This is a genomic window from Nocardia jejuensis NBRC 103114, from assembly GCF_001613145.1.
Classification (GTDB): Bacteria; Actinomycetota; Actinomycetes; order Mycobacteriales; family Mycobacteriaceae; genus Nocardia; species Nocardia jejuensis.
The window spans coordinates 26,963-42,434 of record NZ_BDBU01000032.1 but is presented as its reverse complement, the minus strand read 5'-3'; the positions used below and the strand labels follow the sequence as shown (position 1 = coordinate 42,434).

Below are 15,472 nucleotides of genomic sequence, written 5' to 3'. Positions count from 1 at the left end.
GGTTCAGTGGCCGGACTTCTTCTCCTCGTTGTTGACCGGCTCGGGGCGCGGGTTGTCCGGCCCGGCGTCGACCGGGACGTTGACCGCGACGGTGCCGTTGTCCTTGAAGATGAAGGTGACCTGGTAGGTCAGGCCCGGGGTGACGTCCTTGGTCAGGCCGGTGACCTCGACCAGCAGCGGCTTGGCATCGGGATCGGTGACCTTGTCCGAGGCCGCCTCGGCGGGCGCGCCGTGCGCGTCCGGGGCCGCCGACGCGCCGTGCTCGTCGGTCTTGGCGGCGCTCTTGGTGCTCAGATCGGCGACCAGGGTGGACTGCGGCTTGATCTCGGCCTTGCCGTCGATCTTCACCTGGCCCAGATCGGTGGTGATGCCGACCAGGTTGTCCGCCTTGGCTTCACCGAGATTCGCGGCGCTGAAGGCCAGCACGGCCTTGCCGCCCTTGGCGTTGTTGTACTCCTCGCCCTGGGGCAGCAGGAAGCGCACGTCGCGCAGCGCGATCTTGCCGACGTCGGCATGGTTTCCGTTGACCGCCGCGGTCTGCGCGGCGGTCTGCGAGATCTGACCGGCGCCGCATCCCGACAGGGCCAGCACCGCGCCCGCGGCGAGAGCAGCAACTGTCACGGCACGCCGTCGCGCCTTCGACGCTGTGGTGGCTTTCAGGGCAGTCACGGGGTCCTCCATGTCGACCGGCTCAACTCCACTATGGAGAGTAGTAGTCAAGAAGAGTAATGCTTCCCTCCGCGCGCCACACACGCGGGCACGGTCGGACGGGCGAGTGTCACGACGGCGAAGCGGGCGAGCGACACCGCGACGAAGCGGGCCGCCGCCACGATGCGGGAGTGGCCGCGGAGTACTCGAGTGACTCGTTCCGGCGCGTTCGAGTGAAACGATCTCATGTGCGCAAGTGACGCCGTGTCGCGCGAGGGGTGTTTCAAGGTCATCCGCGACAGAGATTCGCGAGTTCTTCTCATTGCCCCATTGCCGAATTCACGGGGGCGCGCACTCGCGTATGTCATCTGCGCGTTGGCATATGCGTTCGGACGACACTGCGCGGTATCCCGTTATGCCACAACAAGATGCACACGATTCGCGTTCTGTCAACCCCCGCCGCCGCCTCGTTGTGGCCCTGACCTGCGTCGTTGATCGCGCCGTTACCGAGTCGCATGTTAAACTGTGAACATCGAAAGGGGCACGGGACACATGATTTTTAAGGTCGGAGACACCGTCGTTTACCCCCACCACGGAGCGGCGTTGATCGAAGCTATCGAAAACCGCACCATCAAGGGTGTGCAAAAGGAGTATCTGGTCCTGAAGGTTGCACAAGGCGACCTGACCGTTCGAGTTCCCGCAGAGAACGCAGAGTATGTCGGCGTCCGCGACGTCGTCGGCCAGGAGGGCTTGGACAAAGTCTTCCAGGTACTCCGCGCTCCCCACACCGAGGAGCCGACCAACTGGTCTCGCCGCTACAAGGCGAACCTGGAAAAGCTCGCTTCGGGAGACGTCAACAAGGTGGCCGAGGTTGTTCGTGACCTCTGGCGCCGTGAGCAGGACCGCGGCCTGTCCGCCGGCGAGAAGCGCATGCTCGCCAAGGCACGTCAGATCCTCGTCGGCGAGCTCGCGCTCGCGGAGGGTACCGACGATGTTCGGGCCGACACCCTGCTCGACGAGGTTCTCGCAGCGGCTTCCTGACAGTGAATAATTCGCACGGCGAAGGCCGTGTCGTTGCGCTGGTGCCTGCCGCCGGCCAGGGCGTACGTCTCGGTGAAAACATGCCGAAGGCTTTCGTCCCGGTTGGCGGCAGTCCCATGCTCGTACTGGCTGTGGACGGACTGATCGCCTCCGGGGCGGTCGACGAGGTTGTGGTTATGGTGCCCGCCGAGCTCGTCGACGAGACCCGCGATCTTCTGGACGGGACCGATGTCCCCGTCACCGTCGTACCCGGTGGAGCAGAGCGCACCGACTCGGTCCGGGCCGGCCTTCGCGCCGCCCGCGACGCCTCCTTCATCCTCGTCCACGACGCGGCTCGTGCCCTGACGCCGCCGTCGCTCGTCTCCCGGGTCGTCGCCGAGCTGCGCTCCGGCGTGAAAGCCGTGGTGCCCGCACTGCCGGTGACCGACACCATCAAGTCCGTGAACGACGCGGGCACGGTGACCGGCACCCTGATCCGCTCGACCCTGCGCGCTGTGCAGACACCGCAGGGTTTCGACGCCGACCTGCTTCGCGACGCCTATGCCATCGGCATCGAGGCGACCGACGACGCGAGCCTGGTGGAACTCATGGGCACGGCCGTCAAGACGCTGCCCGGCTCTCCCCTGGCTTTCAAGATCACCACTCCGCTCGATCTGATGCTCGCCGAAGCGCTCATGGACCCGCAGGAGTCGGTGCGCGCATGATCGACCCGACCGCCCTGCGCACCGGCATCGGCAGCGATGTCCACCCCATCGAACCCGGACGTCCATGCTGGATGGCGGGCCTTTCGTTCGAGGGTGAGAGCGGGTGCGCGGGCCACTCGGACGGCGACGTCGCCGCCCACGCGCTGTGCGACGCGCTGCTGTCCGCCGCCGGTCTCGGCGATGTGGGCGCGGTCTTCGGCACCGGCCGTCCGGAGTGGGAAGGCGTGTCGGGGGCGGCCATGTTGAAGGAGGTTCGCCGTCTGCTGGACGACGCGGGCTTCCAGATTGTCAATGCGGCTGTACAAGTAATCGGTAATCGGCCCAAGATCGGTCCCCGACGCGCCGAAGCGCAAAACACGCTCGGAGAAATCCTCGGCGCACCGATTTCGGTATCCGGTACCACCACCGACGGGCTGGGACTCACCGGCCGCGGTGAAGGCGTGGCGGCGATCGCCTCCGCGCTGCTGTGTTGTCGTTCCTGAAGACACGTGCGGTGAATCGCCCGTGTTGTCGGGACTGAATCCGCACCGCCGGGGCTGAATCCGCGACACGAACACGGCTCGCGCACGATTACCTGTCGTACGGCCGGACCGCAGGCCGTATCCGCCCGTAATCCGCCACAAACCAACAGCTAGGATGGCTGGTCGTGACTCTGCGCCTTTTCGACACCGAGACGCGGACCCTGCGTGATTTCACTCCGCTGGTCCCCGGCCATGCATCGGTGTACCTGTGTGGCGCGACGGTGCAGGGCGAACCCCACATCGGACACGTGCGCAGCGGCGTGGCCTTCGACGTGCTGCGACGCTGGCTCGGCGCCAATGGATTCGACGTGGCCTTCATTCGCAATGTCACCGATATCGACGACAAGATTCTGAACAAGGCCGCCGACGCCGGCCGGCCGTGGTGGGAGTGGGCGCTCACGCACGAGCGCGCCTTCGATCGCGCCTACGAGACGCTCGGGGTGCTGCCGCCCTCGTACGAGCCGCGCGCCACCGGAACCATCACGCAGATGGTCGAGATGATGCAGCGACTCATCGACCGCGGGCACGCGTACCCCTCCGAGGGCAACGTCTACTTCGACGTCCGCAGCTACCCCGACTACGGCAAGCTGTCCGGGCACAAGCTCGATGACGTGCACCAGGGCGAGACCGCCGGGATGGGCAAGAAGGACCCGCTCGACTTCACCATGTGGAAGGCCGCCAAGCCGGGCGAGCCCAGCTGGCCGTCGCCGTGGGGTCCGGGCCGTCCGGGCTGGCATCTGGAATGCTCCGCCATGGCCGAGTACTATCTCGGACCCGATTTCGATATCCATTGCGGCGGAATGGATCTGATCTTCCCGCACCACGAGAACGAGATCGCGCAATCGCGTGCGGCCGGAGACGGGTTCGCCCGCTACTGGCTGCACAACGGCTGGGTGACCATGGCCGGCGAGAAGATGTCCAAATCGCTGGGCAATGTGCTCTCGATCCCGAACGTGCTCGAACGGGTCGGGGTGCGCGCCGTCGAGCTGCGCTTCTACCTGGGCAGCGCGCACTACCGCTCGATGCTCGAGTACTCCGATCAGGCGCTCACCGAGGCCGCCGCCTCGTACCAGCGGCTCGAGGGATTCCTGCTGCGCGTGGCCGAGCGGGCGGGCGAGATCCCGGTCGGCGAGTGGACCGAGGGCTTCGCGGCCGCGCTGAACGACGATCTCGGAGTTCCCAAGGCGCTGGCCGAGATTCACCGGCTCGTGCACGAGGGCAACAAGGCCGTGGAGTCCGGCGATCTGGAGGGCGCGCGCACGCTGGCCGGTCAGGTACGGGCCATGCTCGCCATCCTCGGGGTCGACCCGCTCGATCCGCGCTGGGCCGCGCCCGCCGACTCCTCCTCCGCGATGGACGCGCTGGACGTGCTCATCAACGCGGAACTGCAGCGCCGCCAGGAAGCCCGGGCCGCCAAGGACTGGGCCGGGGCCGACGCGGTACGCGACCGGCTCAAGGCTGCCGGCGTCGAAGTCACAGATACTCCCAATGGACCGGAATGGTCGCTCACCAAGGAAAAACGGTGAGCGTCCCCGACGAGAGCAGGGGCAACTCAGGCGCAGCCGTTCGCTGCGCCGACCGGATGCGGGCGTCCCGCATGATCGCCCGGCCGCATGAGATCCACGCGGCCGGACGGGTGCTGGGTCCTCTCATGACACGGAAGGCGAAGTAATGGCAGGCAATTCGCAGCGCCGCGGCGCGACGCGCAAGACGGGCACCAAGAAGGGGCAGACCGTCGGTTCCGGCGGTGTGCGCAGGCGCGGGCTCGAGGCCAAGGGCGCCACCCCGCCCGCCTCGGAGCGCAGCTACCACCCGGCGGCCAAGAAGGCCCGGGCCAAGGCGAAGGCCGAGAACGCCGCCGCCACCACACGTTCGCGCAATGCCGGGCGTCCGATCGCCGGGCGCAAGGACGGCGACGGTCCGGAGTTGGTGCTCGGTCGCAACCCGGTCGTGGAGTGCCTGCGCGCCGGGGTTCCGGCGACCGCGCTGTACGTCGCCGTCGGCACCGAGAACGACGAACGGCTCACCGAGGCCGTGAAGATCGCCGCCGACACCGGCATCTCCATCCTCGAACTGCCGCGCACCGACCTGGACAAGATGAGCAGCAACGGCATGCACCAGGGCCTGGCCCTGCAGGTGCCCGCGTACCGCTACGCGCATCCGGACGATCTGGTCGAGCGGGCGCGCGCCGCATCCGAGCCGGCGTTGCTGGTCGCGCTCGACAACATCACCGATCCTCGCAACCTGGGCGCGGTCGTGCGCTCGGTGGCGGCGTTCGGCGGGCACGGCGTGGTCATCCCGCAGCGCCGCAGCGCCAGCATCACCGCGGTCGCATGGCGCACCAGCGCGGGTGCGGCGGCTCGACTGCCCGTCGCCCGTGCCACCAATCTGACTCGCACGCTGAAGGATTGGGCCGCCAAGGGCTACCAGATCATCGGCCTCGACGCGGGCGGGGACACCACCCTCGACGAATTCGACGGCAGCACACCGACTGTCATCGTGGTGGGCTCCGAGGGCAAGGGCCTCTCGCGCCTGGTGCGCGAAACCTGCGACAGCATCCTGAGCATCCCGATGGCGGGACCGGTCGAGTCGCTGAACGCCTCGGTCGCGGCGGGTGTGGTGCTGGCCGAGGTCGCCCGCCAGCGGCGCGGCTGAGCGGGACCCGATACGCGCGCCGATCGAACGATCGGCGGCGGTCCGGGCTGGTGCCCGCACCCCGCGGTCGAGAAGCATTGCGGGCGTTGCCGTTCCGAAGCGACGCCACCACATCACGAGTTCGAATGCGATTGCGCGCCAACGCTATCCGACAGCGTCGGCGCGTTTCGTGTTTTCGGGCGCGCAATGCCGGGCGATAGCGCAGGTAGAGCGACCATTTCGACCGTGGCGCACGAGACGGCGCGCCCGGAGTCCGCGCGTCAGCCTGCCGACGGGGACGTTTCGAACGTAAAATCGAGCGGTGGTCATCCCTGAGCAGCCCATCGGCTCCCCCGTCGAGCACGAGCATGCGACGGCGGTGCTGCTACTCGGGGCGCTGAGCGTGTTCTGCTGCGGCATTCTGGGGCCGGTGGCCTGGGTGCTGGGCCGGCGAGCCCTCAACGAGATCGACGCGTCCGGCGGCGCCTACGGCGGCCGGGTGCAGGCCGTGGTCGGCTACGGGCTCGGAATCGTCGGCACGATCCTGATGATCTGCATGGCGATCCTGGCCGTGTTCCTGATGATCAGCGGCGGCTAGCTCAGTCGAGTCCGGGGCGGCGTTCGCCCTCGGTGACCGCGTCCCAGGCCGGCCACTCGGTGCTGACGCTGCCGCTCCACTTGGGCGAGCGGCGGTCCTTCAGCGCGGCGACTCCCTCACCACCGTCGGAACTCTTGGCGACGTAGTCGTTGAGCTCGGTTTCCAGGCGCCCGACGGTTTCCGGGGACATGGTGGGCGCCTCCCACAGCAGGCGCTTGGACAGCGCCACCGGCAGCGGCGCGGAGCCCTGCGCGATGTCGTGCGCGACCTCCAGCGCGGTCGGGAGCACCTCGCTCGCGTAGAGGCAGGCATTGGCGATGCCGAGCGACTTGGCCTCGTCACCATCGAAGGTGCGGCCGGTGAGCAGGAGGTCGGCGGCATTGGCGCTGCCGATCAGGCGGGGCAGCGTCCAGTGCGCGTACCCGTCCGCGAGGGCGCCGCGGCGCACCTGGTTGAGCGCGTACACCGCATCGCGCGCCACATAGCGCAGATCGCACTGCAGCGCGATCTCCAGGCCGATGCCGACCGCATGCCCGTTCACCGCCGCGATGACCGGCTTACGAATCTTGAACGGCGCAGGATCGATGAGCCCGTTCACCTCGCCCACCTTCATCGACAGGTCCGCGCCCGCGCAGAACGCGGGCGGGGTGCCGGTGATGACGACCGCGCCGATGGCGTCGTCGGTATCGCAGCGGCGTAGCGCCGCACCGAGTTCCGACGCCATCGCCGGAGTGAGCGCATTCTGCTGGGCGGGCCGGTTGAGCGTGAGCACCGCGACCCCACCGGAAACGTCGACCTGCAATTCCGAACTCATGCGCACGAATCCTAGTCAACCCGGGGACGCCGTGCCCGAATGCCTGTTCGTTCGGCGAATAAAAGTTGCTCGTCAGCGCAGGATCTTGCGGCCGATGGCGTACTTGTGCACCTCGGTGGGTCCGTCGTAGAGCCGGAAGGCGCGCATATCGCGGAAGATCATCTCCACCACGGTCTCGTCGCTGATGCCGATGCCGCCCAGCACCTGCACGGCGCGGTCGGTGACCTTGAACAGTTCCTCCGAGACGAAGGACTTGGCGATCGAGCTCTCGTGCCGCGCCTTCTCGCCCTGATCCATCAGCCAGCAGGCGTGCCAGATGGTGAGGCGGCACTGGTGCAGCGCGATCTCGTTGTCCGCCAACATGAACGACACGCCCTCGTGCTCGCCGATCGGCTTGCCGAAGGCGGTGCGGGTCTTGGCGTAGTCGATCGCGATGGACTGCACGCGCTCGCCCGCGCCCAGCCAGCGCATGCAGTGGGTGAGGCGGGCCGGGGCCAGTCGCAGCTGCGCGTACCGCAGGGCCTGACCGGTCTCGCCGAGCACGGACTCCTTGGGCAGCACCAGGTTCTCGAAGTTCACCACCGCATGGCCGCCGACGTAATTGCGGTCCATCGTGTTCATGATGCGCTCGATGACGATGCCGGGCTGATCGCCGTCGGTGAGGAACAGCGTCGGGCCCGAGGGCAGGTGCGGGTTGTCGGTCAGACGGGCCATGATGATCCACACCTTCGCGCCGTCCGCGCCGGTGATCAGCCATTTGCGGCCGCTGATGGTGAAGTTCTCGCCGTCGAAGGTGGCCTCGGTGGCGAGCTGGTTCGGGTCCGAGCCCGCGCCGTTCGGCTCGGTCATGGCGAACACCGAACGCTGGTGGCCGTCGATCAGCGGCTGCAGGTAGCGCTCGGCCTGCTCCTGGTTCGCGACCTTGGAGAGCAGGAACATATTGCCCTCGTCGGGGGCGGCGCAGTTCATCGCGACCGGGCCGAGGGTGGACCAGCCGGCGGCCTCGTACAGCACGGCCTGCTCGACGTGGGTCAGCCCGCGTCCGCCCAGCTCCACGGGAGCCTGGATGGTCAGCAGCTTCTCCGCGCGCGCCAATTCGACCATTTCCTGGCGCATTTCGTCGTTCGGGCCGTGCGCGGTCAGCCGCGGGTCACGCTCGAAGGGGACGATCTTGTCGATGACGAACTGGCGGACCCGATCACGTTCGGCGGCGAGTTCGGCGGGAATCGAAAAGTCGATCATCGGTGGTCACCAATCATTCCGGAGGGCGTGCGTGCCGAGCATACGACGACCGCCCGCCGGGACTGAAGGCACCCGCCATCAAACGAGGACGCGGCGCAGGAAATCCTCGACTTCGGCCCGGTAGGCGGCCGGTTGGTCATCGTGCACGAGGTGTCCGGCCCCGGAGATCACCACATGCCGGGCCATCGGGTGCACACGTGCCATCTCTGCCATCTGGCCCGGCGGGGTGATGGTGTACTCGCCTTCCAGCAGCAGCGCGGGCACGGTCACGACCTTCCACTCGTCCCAGAAATCACGGGAGCCCCACTCCTCGGAGATCAGCCGGAAGATCTCGACCTCACCGTGCAGCCGATAGCCGTCGGGGCCGTGCACGAAGGAATCGAGGAAGTAGCGTCCCGCCACCGGTCCGAAGAACTCCAGCACGGCGGCCTCGTCCGGGAACGGCTGCGGCCACGCGGAAATCACCGCGGCCCAGTCGTCGGCCGTCCGGCCGCGAAAGTCCGGGGCGATGTCCTCGACCACGAGCGCACGCACCAGTTCCGGATGCGCGGCGGTGAGCGTCAGCCCGTGCAGGCCGCCCATGGAGTGCCCGATCACCACCATCGGCTCGTCGATCACCGTCCGGATCTGCCCGTGCAGGTCCGCGACGAAGTCCTCGGTGCTGAAACGGTACGGCGCGGCGCCGGGGGAATCGGTGCGCCAATGCTCCGGCAGCGGGCGGCCGTGGCCCGCGGCGTCGAAGGTGTACACGTGCCCGAACTCGCGCAGCCAGTCCAGCTGGGATCGCCAGGTGCGCGCACTGCCCATCAAACCGTGCAGCAGCAGGATCGGGACTCCGCTGCCGCCTTCGTCGTACAACACACCCCCAATGTATGGGTGCGAAGCCCACATTCGGACGATGCCCCCGCTCCACCGCGGCGTAGCCTCGTCCGCATGGCAGTCGTCAAGATCAATGCAATCGAGGTCCCCGAGGCAGCGGGCCCCGAACTGGAGAAGCGCTTCGCCGCGCGGGCACACGCCGTGGAGAACTCCCCCGGGTTCCTGGGTTTCCAGCTGCTGCGCCCGGTCGCCGGTGACAAGCGGTACTTCGTTGTCACACAGTGGGATTCGGAGGAATCCTTCGAGGCCTGGCGGGACGGGCCGGCACGGGCCGCCCACGCGGGAGAGGGCGGCGAGGCGCGCAAGCCCGTCTCCACCGGTGCGTCCCTGCTCGAATTCGAGGTCGTCCTGGACGTTCAGGGCAAGAACGCCTGATCACCCCCGGTTGACGAGCGGCCGACGGGGATGTCACAGTTCGAGATGCAAGTAGCGACGGTGACGCGGTAACCCGGTGAGAGTCCGGGGCGGTCGCGCCACTGTTTCCATGCACCGAGCCTGCGGGCCCAGTGCCGGGAGAGCCAGACACCGGCACCGTCGCGATCCGTTTCGACGGGGACGCGAAATCCCTAGGAGGCTTCCATGGCCATCGTTCACAACCCCAGTGGGACCGACAGCGCGCTGACCGCGCTGCTCATCTCCGCCGGTGTCGTACTTCTGGCATTGCTCACGCTGTACCTGGTCGGCTTCGATCAGGGCGCGATCTCGCGCAGCGGCATGTACATGCACGAGCTCATGCACGACGGACGTCACCTGCTGGGTGTCCCATGCCACTGAGCGAATCCCCTTCTCTGACGGGTTCGCTGAAGACGCTCCTCCTACGTGGCCTGCTGGCCGGCCTCATCGCCGGTCTGCTGGCCGCGTCGGTGGGCTTCTTCATCGGTGAACCCAAGATCGATGCCGCGATCTCGATCGAGGAAGCGAACAGCCAGGCGGCCGAGGCCGCGGAAGCTCCCGCCGCGGGCGGGCATTCGCACGGCGACGAGGAAGCACCCCTCGTGAGCCGCGACGGCCAGAAGGCCGGTCAATTCCTGGCACTGGGCCTGTACGGCCTGGCCATCGGAGCCATCTTCGCCACCGCACTCAATGTCGCGCGCCGGTACACCACGCTCTCGGGACCCAAGCTGGCGCTGGGACTCGCGGCCGGAGGCTGGCTCGCCATCGTCGCGGTGCCGTTCTTCAAATATCCGGCCAACCCACCGGCGGTGGGCGAACCGGACACCATCAACGAGCGCACCTGGTTGTGGGTCGCGGCCGTACTGCTCGGCTTCGCGGCCGTGGGCGCGGGCGTGTACGTCTACAAGGCGCTGCGCGGTCAGCTGGACACGATTCGCCTGATCGGCGGAGTCGCGGTATTCCTGATCATCGCGGCCGCCGGGTACATCCTGCTGCCGGGCATCAACGAGGTGAAGGCCGACTTCCCCGCGACCCTGCTGTGGCAGTTCCGGGCGACCTCGCTGGCCGAGACCGGCACGCTGTGGCTGGCGCTCGGACTCGGTTTCGCGGCGCTGACCGAATTCGCCTCGCGCACAACGCGGGCGGTCGAACCGGCCAAGGCGTAATCGCGGCCGACGCGTGATTGCGGCTGATGAGGGCGTAACCACGCAAGACGGGGAATGGGCGGTGCCGAATTTCGGCACCGCCCATTTTCCGTTTCGAACTCAGGCCTCGAAGGTGGCGTCCAACTCGATGGTGTCGACACCGGTGAGCGCCTTGGAGATCGGGCAGCCCGCCTTCGCCGCGGCGGCGGCCTCGGCGAAGCCGTCGGCATCGATGCCCGCGGCGCGGCCGACGACGGTCAGCTTGATCTTGGCGATGCGGAAGCCGCCGGCCGGATCGGGGCTCAACGTCACATCGGCGTTGACGTCCAGGCTCTGCGGGGTACCGCCGAGCCGGGCCACCTCGGCCGAGAGCGCCATGGCGTAGCAGGAGGAGTGCGCGGCGGCGATCAGCTCTTCCGGGCTGGTGGTGCCGTCCGCATTGTCGGCCGCCCGCTTGGGGAACGACACGTCGTACTTGCCGACACCGGAGCTGACCAGCTCGACCTGACCGGAGCCGTCCTGCAGGCCGCCGGTCCAAGCGGTGCGCGCGGTACGTGTAGGCATCACTGTCCTTTCAAGGGATCGAAAGACTTACCCGCCCGAAGGTAGTCGAACTCGCCGGACTCTCCCGGGCTTCGCCCCGAACCTCCGGGAAAGTTCTCGGGCCCCGCCCTCCGATTCGAGGCGGGCCGGGGTCAGACGAGGGTGGTGGCGCGCAGATCGAGTTGCTCGAGGATGGTGGGCCAGGATTCCTCGTGGCGGTCGCGAGCCGCCGCGGTCGCGAAACCGGCGTGGGTGAGCACGAGGGCGGTGCCCGCGCCGTGCTGTGAGAGTCGCACGGTGAGTACGGTTTCCGCGCCCTCGGTGCCGCCTTCGCCGGTGACCCAGGTCAGTTCGACCAGGCGGTCGGGGATCAGGCGCAGGAAGCGGCCGTAATGGGGGTGGCCGCCGCCCGCGGTGAAGAAGAAGGGCTCGTTCACCGCGGGGCGGGACAGCACCGAGCCGGGATCGGCGAACCAGCGGCCGAGCTGGCGGGTGCACATGAGGTAGAGCTCATCGGGCGAGGCGGTCATGATGCGCTCGGCGACCAGCGAGAATGGCCGCGTGGAGAGGTCGGGAGGCCGGATCGGCGCTACGTCCATGCGCGAGCACGATACTCGTCCCGAATCACTCCGGATCGGTGACCCGCGCCAGCACGATGCCGCCGACGATCAGCGCCAGCGCCAGCGCGCGGCCCACGCTCATCGGATCCTTCTGCACCGCCACGCCCAGGCCGATCGCGCCCACCGCGCCGATACCCGTGAACACCGCGTAGGCGGTGCCGACGGGCAGGGTCTTCATCGAATACGAGAGCAGGTACACCGCCACGGCGGCCAGCGCGAAGCACACGAGCGTCGCCAGCGGCTTGGTGAAACCCTCCGTCGGTTTGATGGACTGCGACCAGGCGATCTCCACCGCACCGGCCAAAATCAGTATCAGCCAGGCCATCTCAGTACTCCTTACCGAGTCGGCGGGCCTGCGCGAGTGCGGCGGCGTAGGACTGTTCATGCCGCTCGCGCAGGTGCGCGAGAACGGGATCGTGGCGGGAGTTCACCAGTTCCGCATTGACGAACACCGAGTCCTGGACCGCGAAGTGGCCGGCGAAGAAGTCCCGCAGGAAGCGCTCCTGGTAGTCGTAGGCAGCCTTCGGCGCACCCGGGGCGTAGGAACCGCCGCGCGCGGTGACGACCACGAATCGCCTGGGCGCCAGCGACATTCGCGGGAAGGTGATCTGGTCCAGCCAGGCCTTGAGGGATGCGGGGATCGAGTAGTTGTACATCGGGGTGCCGATCAGGACGACGTCGGCGGCGCGAACCTCGGCCAGCAGCGGTTCCACGACGGCCCAGGCCCGCTGCTGCTCAGGTGAATTCGCCAGTTCGGCGAGGTGATCGAGATCGGTGCTGCCGTGAGCGAGCACTCGATCGCACAGTTGTGTCCAGCCCTCGCCGATGAACGGGATCGGATCGGCCGACAGGTCCAGGTGCGCGTAGGCGCCGCCGGGGTGCTGGGCGCGCCAGGACTCGGCGAAGGCGGCGCCGAGTTCGCGGCTGACGGAGTTACGGCGGGCACTGGCGTCGAGGTGCAGCAGGGCGGTCATGAGCGAGTCTCCATTCAAGTGGACAGTGTGTCCGTTTGACGGTTCCACGGTACGAGGTAAACGGACAGTTTGTCCACTTACCGTCCGGTGACTACAGTGAGCTGCATGGATCTTGTCGGCCGACCCCTGTTCGACTCGGCGGCCCCGGACGCCGGATCAGCGAGCGGCGCACCGTCCGAGCGGGCGGACGCGGCGCGCAATCGAGCCAAGGTGCTCGCGGCGGCGGCGGAGTTGTTCGCCGGGCGAGATCCGCGCGCGATCACCATGGACGATGTCGCCAAGGCCGCGGGCGTCGGGCGCGGGACGCTGTATCGCCGGTACCCGGATGTCGCGTCCATCGCGGTCGCGCTGCTGGACGAACACGAGCGGGCGCTGCAGGAGAAGCTGCTGGGCGGGCAACCGCCGCTGGGTCCCGGCGCACCACCCGCCGAGCGGCTCGCCGCGTTCTACGCCGCCATGATCGAACTTCTCGACACCCACGCGCATCTGGTGCTCGGAGCCGAAACCGGGGGCACCCGGTTCCGCACCGGGGCGTATCAGTTCTGGGCGGTGCATGTGCGGTCGCTGCTGACCGAAGCCGCTGTGCCGGAACCGGATTCACTGGTGGACACGCTGCTGGCGCCGTTGGCCGCCGAGGTGTATCTGCGTCAACGGGAGCGCGGGCTGACCCCGGACGCGATCACCGGCGGGCTTGCCAGGCTCGCGCATCGGATGCTGGGACCGGGACGCGAGTCCTGACCACTCGCGGACTCCGATAGCCGCCTGCGTTACCGGCTCCCGAGCGATCCGTCTCCTGCACCCTCGAGCGCCGACCGCAACAGAAATCTGTCGACGATCGGCGCTCGACCGGCGGGATTCTCAGATCATGTCCCTGCGCCGGATCAGCCACACCGTGCCGCCCGCGAATACCGCGAGATAGACGGCCAGGACCAGCAGGGATTCGCCGCGCCCGAGGATGGTCAGCACTCCGGGCGTGGCCGGACCGTCCACGGTGCGCAGGGACCCTGCCAGCGATCCGGCCGCCGTGCCGGGCAGGTGGTCGGTGATCGCCTGGATGGGCGAGAAGATTCCGGCCACCCCGCGCAGCAGGTTCTCCACCACCAGCACCCAGACCACACCCAATCCGACCGCGAGGGCCGGGCCCCTGGCGAGCGCGCCGATCAGTGCGCCCGCCAAGGTCCACATACCCAGAATGGCTGTGCCCGAGAGTATTCCGAGCAGAATGCGATTCATCGACGGCAGCGCCAGGGATTGTCCTTGGGTTCCGCCTATGAGGGCCGCCACGCCGGTGTCGACCGTGAAGGCGACCACCACCAGGGCGAATACGGTCACCGCGAGGCTCAGCACCACCGCACCGATCGCCGCCGTGCGCGAAGGACCCTGGGTGAGAACGGTTTTCCAGGTTCCCCAGCCGTACCCGCTGCCCACCGCGAGCGCGCCGAGCACCAGCATGAGCGCACCGCCGAACATGGCCATGCCCTGGGTGAAGACCTCCGGGACCGCCGCCGGGAGCATCTGCCGCAGCAGGGCCTCGCGCGGCAGTCCGTTCGACATTCGCGAACTGCTGCCGGTCGAATAGGCCAGATAGTTGAACAGGTAGGCGAACGTGAGATTCAACAGGATCCACGTCCCGAGCACGATCCAGAACGCCGGCCACTTGCGCAGGCGCAGCAGTTCGGCGCGGGTACTGGCGATCAGGTCGGTCATGTCGGTTGCTCCGTCATCTCGAAAAAGACTTCCTCCAGGGACTTTTCGTCGCTGCGCAGCTCCAGCAGGTCCGCACCCGACTCGATCACCGCGCGAGCCACCGCAGGCGCCTTCGCCACACCGGCATCGACTCTGATGCCGGTGGCGGTGAGCTGCGCGGACCGATCGCCGACCACCCCGCACACCGCCCGGAAGGCCGGTTCCAGCGGATCGGCGCGAACGAACAACGCGGCCGCGCCGCGCAATTCGCGCACGGTGGACTCGGTCAGCAGCGCTCCCGCGGAGATGACGCCGACGCGATCACAGATCTCCTGCACTTCGCTGAGCAGGTGACTGGACAGCACGACGGTGTGCCCGTCGGCGGCGAGTCCGGTGATGAGCTCGCGCATCTCGGCCATGCCCGCCGGGTCCAGGCCGTTCGTGGGCTCGTCGAGAATCAGCAGGTCTGGCCCGCCGAGCAGGGCGGCGGCGACACCCAGGCGCTGCTTCATACCGAGGGAGTAGGTGCGGAACCTGTCCTCGCCGCGCGAACCGAGCGCGACACGGTTCAGGGCGCGCTCCACCTCCTCGCGGCCGACGCCCCGGTAGCGGGCCAGCACGCGCAGGTTGTCCCGGCCGGACAGGTACGGATAGAAACCGGGGCCCTCGATGAGAATGCCGATGCGGCGCAGAGCTTTCCGGTCACCTGGAGGATGTCCCAGGACCGTCGCGGTACCGGCGGTCGGGCGGATCAGGCCCACCAGCATGCGCAGCGTGGTGGTCTTGCCCGCGCCGTTGGGGCCGAGGAAACCGTAGATCTCGCCGCGACGGACGCTCATGCCCACGGCGTCCACGGCGGTATGGGAGCCGTAGCGCTTGGTCAGCCCGGTGGTGCGGACGACCGTATCCGGCTCGGCCGCAGCGGCATCCGGCGCGGCGACGGCTGTTTCGCGGCCGTGGATCCCTGCTTGGTTCATGAGGTCAACGATCCGCTCCGACCGACGGGGAAACATCCGCCGAGCAGCGCGTT

General features: G+C 68.2%; 20 protein-coding genes and 1 riboswitch. Of the genes, 10 read left to right on the top strand and 10 right to left on the bottom strand.

Going from position 1 to position 15,472, the window contains the following annotated elements:
• Positions 1-3: 3 nt before the first annotated feature.
• Positions 4-669: a copper chaperone PCu(A)C domain-containing protein gene (locus NJ1_RS25065; RefSeq protein WP_084478807.1), complete on the bottom strand. Its 666-nt coding sequence runs from the start codon at positions 667-669 to the stop codon at positions 4-6.
• A 531-nt stretch (positions 670-1,200) separates the two neighbouring features.
• Between NJ1_RS25065 and NJ1_RS25060 the strand changes: the two genes are divergently transcribed.
• The 6 genes from NJ1_RS25060 to NJ1_RS25035 all read left to right on the top strand — a co-directional run bounded on the left by NJ1_RS25060 (position 1,201) and on the right by NJ1_RS25035 (position 6,146).
• The gene (locus NJ1_RS25060) at positions 1,201-1,689 is read left to right on the top strand and encodes a CarD family transcriptional regulator (RefSeq protein ID WP_067698598.1); all 489 of its coding nucleotides are present in this window, start codon (positions 1,201-1,203) and stop codon (positions 1,687-1,689) included.
• A gap of 2 nt (positions 1,690-1,691) precedes the next feature.
• Positions 1,692-2,393, top strand: coding sequence for a 2-C-methyl-D-erythritol 4-phosphate cytidylyltransferase (ispD, locus tag NJ1_RS25055; RefSeq protein WP_067698596.1), 702 nt, complete (start codon positions 1,692-1,694; stop codon positions 2,391-2,393).
• 14 nt (positions 2,394-2,407) lie between these two features.
• Positions 2,408-2,875, top strand: a complete 468-nt coding sequence (gene ispF, locus NJ1_RS25050) for a 2-C-methyl-D-erythritol 2,4-cyclodiphosphate synthase (protein WP_067698815.1) — start codon at positions 2,408-2,410, stop codon at positions 2,873-2,875.
• Positions 2,876-3,039: 164 nt separating this feature from the next.
• On the top strand, positions 3,040-4,440 hold the full coding sequence (gene cysS, locus NJ1_RS25045) for a cysteine--tRNA ligase (protein WP_067698594.1): 1,401 nt from the start codon (positions 3,040-3,042) through the stop codon (positions 4,438-4,440).
• Positions 4,441-4,585: 145 nt separating this feature from the next.
• Positions 4,586-5,569 (top strand): 23S rRNA (guanosine(2251)-2'-O)-methyltransferase RlmB, encoded by a 984-nt coding sequence (gene rlmB, locus NJ1_RS25040; protein WP_067698592.1) that lies wholly within the window; start codon positions 4,586-4,588, stop codon positions 5,567-5,569.
• A gap of 301 nt (positions 5,570-5,870) precedes the next feature.
• On the top strand, positions 5,871-6,146 hold the full coding sequence (locus NJ1_RS25035; RefSeq protein ID WP_067698590.1) for a DUF4190 domain-containing protein: 276 nt from the start codon (positions 5,871-5,873) through the stop codon (positions 6,144-6,146).
• A 1-nt stretch (position 6,147) separates the two neighbouring features.
• On the opposite strand, the gene NJ1_RS25030 is transcribed toward NJ1_RS25035, so the two are convergent.
• The 3 genes from NJ1_RS25030 to NJ1_RS25020 form a co-directional block, all read right to left on the bottom strand.
• Positions 6,148-6,960: an enoyl-CoA hydratase/isomerase family protein gene (locus NJ1_RS25030; protein WP_067698587.1), complete on the bottom strand. Its 813-nt coding sequence runs from the start codon at positions 6,958-6,960 to the stop codon at positions 6,148-6,150.
• Between the two features lie 72 nt (positions 6,961-7,032).
• A complete protein-coding gene (locus tag NJ1_RS25025) occupies positions 7,033-8,202 on the bottom strand; it encodes an acyl-CoA dehydrogenase family protein (protein ID WP_067698585.1) in 1,170 nt (389 codons plus the stop codon).
• A gap of 78 nt (positions 8,203-8,280) precedes the next feature.
• Positions 8,281-9,063 (bottom strand): alpha/beta fold hydrolase, encoded by a 783-nt coding sequence (locus NJ1_RS25020; protein WP_067698583.1) that lies wholly within the window; start codon positions 9,061-9,063, stop codon positions 8,281-8,283.
• Positions 9,064-9,135: 72 nt separating this feature from the next.
• Between NJ1_RS25020 and NJ1_RS25015 the strand changes: the two genes are divergently transcribed.
• The 3 genes from NJ1_RS25015 (at position 9,136) to NJ1_RS25005 (ending at position 10,640) form a co-directional block, all read left to right on the top strand.
• The gene (locus NJ1_RS25015; protein ID WP_067698581.1) at positions 9,136-9,456 is read left to right on the top strand and encodes an antibiotic biosynthesis monooxygenase family protein; all 321 of its coding nucleotides are present in this window, start codon (positions 9,136-9,138) and stop codon (positions 9,454-9,456) included.
• Between the two features lie 41 nt (positions 9,457-9,497).
• A riboswitch (cobalamin riboswitch) is annotated at positions 9,498-9,631 on the top strand.
• 29 nt (positions 9,632-9,660) lie between these two features.
• A complete protein-coding gene (locus tag NJ1_RS25010) occupies positions 9,661-9,855 on the top strand; it encodes a CbtB domain-containing protein (protein ID WP_067698579.1) in 195 nt (64 codons plus the stop codon).
• The gene (locus NJ1_RS25005; protein WP_067698577.1) at positions 9,846-10,640 is read left to right on the top strand and encodes a CbtA family protein; all 795 of its coding nucleotides are present in this window, start codon (positions 9,846-9,848) and stop codon (positions 10,638-10,640) included. Before NJ1_RS25010 ends, NJ1_RS25005 begins: the two co-directional genes overlap by 10 nt.
• A gap of 99 nt (positions 10,641-10,739) precedes the next feature.
• On the opposite strand, the gene NJ1_RS25000 is transcribed toward NJ1_RS25005, so the two are convergent.
• The 4 genes from NJ1_RS25000 to NJ1_RS24985 all read right to left on the bottom strand — a co-directional run bounded on the left by NJ1_RS25000 (position 10,740) and on the right by NJ1_RS24985 (position 12,756).
• On the bottom strand, positions 10,740-11,183 hold the full coding sequence (locus NJ1_RS25000; RefSeq protein WP_067698575.1) for an OsmC family peroxiredoxin: 444 nt from the start codon (positions 11,181-11,183) through the stop codon (positions 10,740-10,742).
• 131 nt (positions 11,184-11,314) lie between these two features.
• Entirely contained in the window at positions 11,315-11,761 is a 447-nt protein-coding gene (locus tag NJ1_RS24995) for an SRPBCC family protein (RefSeq protein WP_067698573.1), read from the bottom strand.
• A 25-nt stretch (positions 11,762-11,786) separates the two neighbouring features.
• Positions 11,787-12,107, bottom strand: coding sequence for a DMT family transporter (locus NJ1_RS24990; RefSeq protein ID WP_067698570.1), 321 nt, complete (start codon positions 12,105-12,107; stop codon positions 11,787-11,789).
• 1 nt (position 12,108) lies between these two features.
• Entirely contained in the window at positions 12,109-12,756 is a 648-nt protein-coding gene (locus NJ1_RS24985) for an FMN-dependent NADH-azoreductase (protein ID WP_067698568.1), read from the bottom strand.
• A 105-nt stretch (positions 12,757-12,861) separates the two neighbouring features.
• Here NJ1_RS24985 and NJ1_RS24980 point away from each other — a divergent pair, with 105 nt between their 5' ends.
• Entirely contained in the window at positions 12,862-13,494 is a 633-nt protein-coding gene (locus NJ1_RS24980; protein WP_084478782.1) for a TetR/AcrR family transcriptional regulator, read from the top strand.
• 120 nt (positions 13,495-13,614) lie between these two features.
• Here the strand turns inward: NJ1_RS24980 and NJ1_RS24975 are convergent, their stop codons facing one another.
• Positions 13,615-14,463, bottom strand: a complete 849-nt coding sequence (locus NJ1_RS24975; protein ID WP_067698566.1) for an ABC transporter permease subunit — start codon at positions 14,461-14,463, stop codon at positions 13,615-13,617.
• The gene (locus NJ1_RS24970) at positions 14,460-15,419 is read right to left on the bottom strand and encodes an ABC transporter ATP-binding protein (protein ID WP_084478780.1); all 960 of its coding nucleotides are present in this window, start codon (positions 15,417-15,419) and stop codon (positions 14,460-14,462) included. Before NJ1_RS24970 ends, NJ1_RS24975 begins: the two co-directional genes overlap by 4 nt.
• Between the last annotated feature and the right edge of the window lie 53 nt (positions 15,420-15,472).